This is a genomic window from Paenibacillus piri, assembly GCF_004354045.1.
GTDB classification, from domain to species: domain Bacteria; phylum Bacillota; class Bacilli; order Paenibacillales; family NBRC-103111; genus Paenibacillus_S; species Paenibacillus_S piri.
Genome location: NZ_SMRT01000053.1, coordinates 1 through 1,267, shown reverse-complemented (window position 1 = coordinate 1,267; position 1,267 = coordinate 1). Strand labels below are relative to the sequence as shown.

At 46.5% G+C, this 1,267-nt stretch carries 1 protein-coding gene; it reads right to left on the bottom strand.

The window, feature by feature from the left end; genetic code table 11:
• Positions 1-41: 41 nt before the first annotated feature.
• Positions 42-1,192 (bottom strand): IS3 family transposase gene (locus E1757_RS35540; protein ID WP_281282576.1). Its coding sequence is split into 2 segments (ribosomal slippage): positions 42-937 and positions 937-1,192, totalling 1,152 coding nucleotides; the frame shifts between segments, so codons are not numbered across the junction.
• Between the last annotated feature and the right edge of the window lie 75 nt (positions 1,193-1,267).

Genomic DNA, 1,267 nt, shown 5'->3' with positions numbered 1-1,267 from the left:
TGGACTTCTGTCAATAGATTGGACACATAGAATCGAGAGAATTACGCAGCAAGGCGGTACATACGTTCGTACTGATTGGGTGTAAAATACCCAATGGAGGAATGGATTCGCTTTCCATTGTAGAAGCATGTAATATACTCAAAAATCCGTTCTCTAGCTTCTTTGCGGGTCTTGAACTTCGCTAAATATACGAGCTCTTTCTTCAACACGCTGTGGAATGACTCTATACAAGCGTTATCATAGCAATTCCCTTTGCGGCTCATGCTGCCTTTCATCTTATATGTTTTAAGCCGCTCCTGATACTCTAAAGAAGCATACTGACTGCCTCGATCAGAGTGGTGGAGAACTTCACCGCGTGGCTTTTGAAGCAGATAGGCTTGATCTAGTGCCCTTATCACAAGTGACTTGGTCATTCGCTCATCCATATGAAACCCGACGATTTTACGGCTGTATAAGTCCATGACGCTCGCTAAATATAGCCATCCCTCATCGGTTGGGATGTACGTGATGTCCGTCATCCAGACCTGATTGGGCACACTCGCTTGAAACTGCTGATTAAGCACATTCGCGGCTACTGGCAAGTTATGCTTCGAATTCGTTGTTGCTTTATATTTCCTGACTGTTCGGGATTTCAAGCCAAGCTCTTTCATGATTCGAGCAACGGTTTTCTCAGCTACCTGAACGCCTTGTTTCTTCAGGACTTCCCAGATTTTCTTGCTTCCATAAAGAAGCCTATGGTCAAAAAAGATACGGCGAATCTGCTTTTTAAGCCGCTCATGGCGTTTGCTTCGCCGGCTTTCTTTCCGCCGGGTCCAATCATAGTAACCGCTTCGGGAGATTCCAAATACGGCGCACATCTTCGCGACACGGAGCTTGAAGCGGTGATCGTGGATGAATTTATAGATCAGCGCCGGTCTTTTGCGAAGTAGTGCATCGCCTTTTTTAGGATTTCGTTCTCCTCTTCCAGATCACGAATCCGCTTCTGAAGATCACGGATGGCCTTGTCTTCTGGGTTTAGTTGTCCACTACCGGGAAACGCTTGACTGCCGTCCTGTTTGAACTCGGCGATCCAGCGGTAGATCGTATTCTCATGCAGACCCATCTCACGGGCTACCTGCGCCACCGACTTCCCATCTTCTTGAACGAGTCGAACGGTTTGAAGTTTGAATTCTTTGTCGTACTTTTTTGTCATGTCGGACACCTCGATTATGAATGCTTTTATTTTCGCACTCTCGGTTCTCCGTGTCCAATATTGAGTCTAGCACCA